The organism is Mesorhizobium sp. M7A.F.Ca.CA.004.06.1.1, from assembly GCF_003999135.1.
Taxonomy (GTDB): domain Bacteria; phylum Pseudomonadota; class Alphaproteobacteria; order Rhizobiales; family Rhizobiaceae; genus Mesorhizobium.
In genome coordinates this window covers 1-5,280 of sequence record NZ_RZPQ01000411.1, presented here as the reverse complement: position 1 = coordinate 5,280, position 5,280 = coordinate 1, and the positions used below count along the sequence as shown (strand labels likewise).

Genomic DNA, 5,280 nt, shown 5'->3' with positions numbered 1-5,280 from the left:
ATCCCATACCCCATCGTGCTGAAGAACCTTGGAAAGTCCGTCGCCATCGGCCCCGGCACCGAGCTCAATTGCAAGATGGCCGAGGCGACGGCGCGTTTTGCCGCCGATGTCATCCAGCCGGCGGCGAAAGCCGAATTCGGTGAGGACCTGAAATCGATCGGCCAGGCATCGGCCTTTGTCTGCCGGCCACGCAACGGCACCCGAAAACTGTCGGAACACGCGTTCGGCAACGCGCTCGACATCGCCAGCTTCACGCTGTCGGACGGCAAGAAGATCGAGGTCGGCCCGGCGCCGCCGGAGAAGGACGCCAAATTCCTCAATGCCGTGCGCAAGGCCGCCTGTGGACCCTTCAAGACGGTGCTCGGTCCGGGCGCCGATGCCGATCACTCCCTGCATTTCCATCTCGATCTCGAACCGAGACGGCATGGCGGGACGTTCTGCCAATAGCCGAAAGCGCACTCAGGAATTGGGCTAAATCTATTGCAGAGCGCTCGGCGGGAGCGGCTTGTCGATCTCGGCCCTCATGATCAAAACACCACGTGTAAAATCATCAAAATCTTCGATACTCATGCTGCAAGTCTCTTGGACGAAACTTTTATGCCGGAATTGAACCACAACATACTTCTGCTGATCCCTGTCCAGCTTCAGAAGAAAGGCAAACGAATAGGGACTCCTGCGTAAAGTTACATACACTTCACGCAGATCCCGGGCGGTGAAGAACCGTTTTATCGTACGCCAGATCGACATTTACCCCTCCAACCGCAATTATTATAAAACTAGTAGGCGCCTTGTCGAAGATGAATTGCCCTCGCCGATGATCCGCGTGCCGCAATTCGGCCGCAGGCATGAACGCGGGCGCTGAGTTTTCCTTTACCCTTGATCGTTAAAATGCCGGATATCCATCAACGGGATTCCGCCAATGGCCGGCAAATTTCGGGCCGTGTTTTTCGCCACCGCGCGCCAGACAAAATATGCAGCAATGCTGACCGCCGGCCTGGCGCTGGCGGCGCTTTCCGCCTGCAACACCGGCAGTGTGCTGTCGCTGCAGCCGGCCGTCGACGTCGGCGCGCAGACGGCTGCCGTGCCGCAATATGCCGGCATGCAGAAGCTTGTCCCTTCCAATCCATACATGACGCAGGCCGCTTATCCGCGCATGGACGAGCCGATGTCGCCCGTCGAGCAGATGCCGGCCAGCGAAACCGACTGCCGGCAGCAATTGAAGCGTCTCGATGTCGCCTACACCGACCTGGCGCCGATCCATGAAGGCCAGTGCGGCATCGATTATCCGGTCAAGGTTTCGGCCATCGGCAACATCCAGATGAAACCCGCGGCAACCCTGACCTGCGACATGGCCGCCACCTTTGCCGGCTGGACGAAGAACGAGCTCGTCCCCTCCGCCCGCTGGCGCTATTTCTCCGGCGTCAAGACCATCCACCAGGGCTCCAGCTATTCCTGCCGCAGGATTGCCGGCGAAGGTGTCCTGTCCGAGCATGGCAAGGGAAATGCGCTCGACGTCATGAGCATCGAACTCAACAATGGCGACGACATTGACGTGCGTAAGCCCGGCCTGTTCGCTTTCCGCACCCGCGGCTTCCTCAACAATGTGCGCGCCGACGGCTGCCAGTACTTCACCACCGTGCTCGGCCCCGGCTACAATTACGACCACCGCAACCATTTCCATTTCGACATCAAGAACCGCAAAAACGGTTATCGCGCCTGCCGTTAGGAAGAGATCAGCCTAATCGGCGCCACCGGTTGAAGCGGCGATCTGCCGTGCAACCAAGTCCTGGATGCGCCAGAGATTCCGGTCGCGGATGCCGCTCTCTTCAAGCTTGCTCACGGTCCTGAACAAATACTGCGCCGAAGAGCCCCAATGACCGGCAGCCCGCGCCAGCGTGTCGGCAACCTGCTCCAACGGCAACCGGCCGGCATAGGCGCTGCCGTCCGGCGCGGCGACGAAAGCCAAGGCACGCAGCGGCCCGTCCCTGGTCTTGACCTTGATCCAGCATGGCACGTTGGTTGGCGGGTTGGCATCGATCTCGCGGCGCATCAACTGGCCGAGTTGCCCGAAATGATCTTCCGCGGGCAGCCGATAGACGATGCCGCTGCAGCTGCCGCCTCGATCGAGCGCCAGCATCAGGGCCGGCAAATCGCGGGTTCCGCGCCAGCGGGTCAGCTTCAGGCAGAACGAGCGGTGCCATCCCGGCGCCGTGGCCGGGCGCTGCTCGACATAGGCGAATTCGGGGTTCCAGATCAACGACCCGTAGGCAAAGACCCAAAGCGTCTCGGGACGATGCTGCAAAAGCAGCTTTTCGACCAGGCCATCGAACTCCACATCGGTGTGCTCGCTGGTTCCGGGCTCTGGCCCGGGATCAGGCTCGACACGCTCAACTTGCGCGACAAGCTCGGCGGTCAACGCCATTGGCTTGCGGCCTGCCGGCTTCCGCTCCATTGCTGCCCCCGCGAGGAAACGATGCCCACGATAGACCGGCGGCGCGCTGCTGGCCATTGATTTCCAGGGTCCGTCAGGCAACAGATACCGCACGGATCGGGCGGCGTTCATGAGCCAGCGAAGTTTTCGGCGACGCGTTGCAATCTGGGTGGCGACCTTGCTGGCCGCCTATCTGGCGCTCGCCTATTTCGCCGCACCGGAATTCTGGACGTTTCACGATCGCGGCTTTCGCAAGCACAGCTTCGAGATGGTGACGCACACGCCACAAGGCATTCCGGGCGATCCCATCAATGTCGGTCTTGTCGGTACGCGAAAGGAAGTAGTGCACGCCTTCGCCGTCGCCGGCTGGGACACCGCCGACGCCGTGACCCTGAAGACCGCGATCGAGATCGGTGAAAGCGTGCTGTTCGACCACCCCTACCCCGATGCGCCGGTCAGCAGGCTGCTGTTCGATGGCCGCGCCCAGGATCTCGCCTTCGAAAAGCCGGAGGGCCTCAGCGCCGACCGCCGGCATCATGTCCGCTTCTGGCAGACCGATGCAAGCGGCGACGATGGCCGGCCGCTGTGGCTGGGCTCGGCCAGCTTCGATCGCGGCGTCGGCCTCAGCCACGACACCGGCGCCGTCACCCACCATATCGGCCCCGACATCGACGCCGAGCGCGATTTCCTGATGCGCGACCTGGCCACCGCCGGCACGCTGATCTCGACCAGCGATATATCGGGCGTCGGCGCCACCAGTACGGGACGCAATGGCGGCGGCGATCCCTATTTCACGGATGGCGAGGCAATTGTCGGCGTGTTGAAGCAGTTGCCCTGACCATCGCAAAAGTCAGTTCGTGGTGATCACGATCTTGCCGAACGGCCCTTTCTCCAGATGCTGCAAGGCTTGCGGCACCTCGTCGAAGCCAAAGAGCTTGTCGATGACCGGCTTGATCGCCAGCGCCTCGATCGCCTGATTCATACGTTCGAAGGCGCGGCGATGGCCAACCGACAGGCCCTGCACGGTGATGCGGTTGCGCATGAAGGGCATGATAGGGAAGCTGAGCTCCATCGCGCCCAACAGGCCGATGATCGACAGCCGACCGTCGGCGGCGAGCGCATTCAGCGATCGCCGTGCATTGTCGCCGCCGACCATTTCCAGCACGTGGTTGACGCCCAGCCCATTCGTCAGCTCACGCACGGCCTCATCCCAGGCCGGTTGCGTGCGGTAGTTGATCCCTTGCCAGGCGCCGAGCTTTCTCGCCCGCTCAAGCTTTTCATCGCTGCTTGAGGTGACGATGGCGCGCAGGCCGAACGCGGTGGCGAACTGCAGCGCAAACAGCGACACGCCGCCGGTGCCCTGGATCAGAATGGTCTGGCCCGGCACCGGTCTGGTCGCTTCGGCCATGGCGAACCAGGCCGTCAGCGCCGCGATCGGCAATGTCGCGGCCTCGAAATCGCCGAGCGATGGCGGCGCCAGCACCGCGGCGTCCTCGCCGAGAATGACATGGTCGGAAAGCATGCCCGACAGCGACGACCCCAGCGTGTGCTTATGCAGCACCGGCGGTGCGTCGCCATCCGGCCAATCGGCGATCACCTGGCCGAGCACGCGCTGGCCGACCTGAAAGCGGCTGACCGCACTGCCGACGGCCACCACTTCACCCACCGCGTCGGATGTCGGCACGAAGGGAAAGGCAAGGTCTGGGATCAGCACGCCGTCTACGATCATCTTGTCCTTGTAGTTGAGCGACACGGCCTTGGTCCGCACCAGCAAATCGTGCGGCCCTGGCTCGGGCACCTTGCCTTCCACCTGGCTTAGCCTCGACAGGCCAAAACCGCTCATCTGCCAGGATCTGTTGATTGGGGTGCTCATGTCGTGTCGCGCTCCGTGCGTTGATGCCAGGCGAGACATTTATGCCTTTCGACTATAGAAAATAGTGCTTCCGTGCGGTATAATTTGACACTGATTGCGGATTAAAAGTCGACAATAGGAAATCGCCATGGAAACGGCCGACCTGCAAGGCATCGTCGCGTTTGTTCAGGCGGTGGAGGCCGGCAGCTTCACCAGCGCCGGCGAGCGGCTGCATGTGACGAAGTCGGCGATCGGCAAATCGATCGCGCAGCTGGAGCAGAGACTCGGCGTCCGCTTGCTGAACCGCACCACCCGCAGCCTCAGCCCGACCAGCGAAGGCGTCAGCTATTATGAAGCCTGCGTCCGGGCCCTTGCCGAGATCGAAGCCGCACAGTCGCTGCTTGCCTCGCGCCGTCAGGTCCCGTCTGGCCGGCTTCGGATCGACGTGCCGCTGGCCTTCGGCCGACGCTGCGTCGCCCCCGTGCTGTTCGAGATTTCGAAGAAATTTCCGGACCTGACGGTGGAAGTCTCCTTCAATGACCGCCGCGTCGACCTGATCGAGGAGGGCATCGACCTGGCGATCCGCATGGGCGAACTCGACGACAGCCTGTCGCTTGCGGCCAGGCGCCTCTACGCCCAGCGCTCGGCCATATGCGCGGCTCCCGACTATCTCGACAGGCATGGCCGGCCGCAATCGGTCGAGGATCTCGCCGATCACAGCGTCATTGGCTACGGTCGCGAGGGCATCGTCCGGCCCTGGGTGATCAGGCATTCCGACGGCCATCTCGCAACCTTCATGCCCAAGGCGCGACTCGTTCTCGGCCATGGCGAACCGATGCTGGATGCAGCGCTCGCCGGCTGCGGCATCGCCTTCCTGCCGACATGGCTGGCCGCCGACAGCCTCAAAAGCTGCGATCTCGAAATGGTGCTGTCGGACTGCCTGGTCGAGAACATCGTCGTGCATGCCGTCTGGCCGGTAACGCGCGCGCTCACGCCA

The 5,280-nt window shown here is 62.6% G+C and carries 7 protein-coding genes; 4 read left to right on the top strand and 3 right to left on the bottom strand.

What is annotated here, in order from left to right:
• The coding region (locus EN906_RS21975) for an extensin family protein (protein ID WP_206529150.1) at positions 1 to 447 on the top strand (447 nt) is incomplete at its 5' end.
• 30 nt (positions 448 to 477) lie between these two features.
• Here EN906_RS21975 and EN906_RS21970 read toward each other — a convergent pair.
• Positions 478 to 747, bottom strand: coding sequence for a hypothetical protein (locus EN906_RS21970; protein WP_127270419.1), 270 nt, complete (start codon positions 745 to 747; stop codon positions 478 to 480).
• Positions 748 to 919: 172 nt separating this feature from the next.
• On the opposite strand from EN906_RS21970, the gene EN906_RS21965 reads away from it, so the two are divergent.
• Positions 920 to 1,726, top strand: a complete 807-nt coding sequence (locus tag EN906_RS21965; RefSeq protein ID WP_127270418.1) for an extensin family protein — start codon at positions 920 to 922, stop codon at positions 1,724 to 1,726.
• Between the two features lie 12 nt (positions 1,727 to 1,738).
• On the opposite strand, the gene EN906_RS21960 is transcribed toward EN906_RS21965, so the two are convergent.
• Positions 1,739 to 2,452, bottom strand: a complete 714-nt coding sequence (locus EN906_RS21960; RefSeq protein ID WP_127270448.1) for a gamma-glutamylcyclotransferase — start codon at positions 2,450 to 2,452, stop codon at positions 1,739 to 1,741.
• 109 nt (positions 2,453 to 2,561) lie between these two features.
• Between EN906_RS21960 and EN906_RS21955 the strand changes: the two genes are divergently transcribed.
• On the top strand, positions 2,562 to 3,269 hold the full coding sequence (locus EN906_RS21955; RefSeq protein ID WP_127273164.1) for an LssY C-terminal domain-containing protein: 708 nt from the start codon (positions 2,562 to 2,564) through the stop codon (positions 3,267 to 3,269).
• Positions 3,270 to 3,281: 12 nt separating this feature from the next.
• Here the strand turns inward: EN906_RS21955 and EN906_RS21950 are convergent, their stop codons facing one another.
• On the bottom strand, positions 3,282 to 4,304 hold the full coding sequence (locus EN906_RS21950) for an NAD(P)-dependent alcohol dehydrogenase (protein WP_127270043.1): 1,023 nt from the start codon (positions 4,302 to 4,304) through the stop codon (positions 3,282 to 3,284).
• A gap of 127 nt (positions 4,305 to 4,431) precedes the next feature.
• Here EN906_RS21950 and EN906_RS21945 point away from each other — a divergent pair.
• On the top strand, positions 4,432 to 5,280 hold an 849-nt coding region (locus EN906_RS21945), incomplete at its 3' end, for a LysR family transcriptional regulator (protein WP_127375363.1).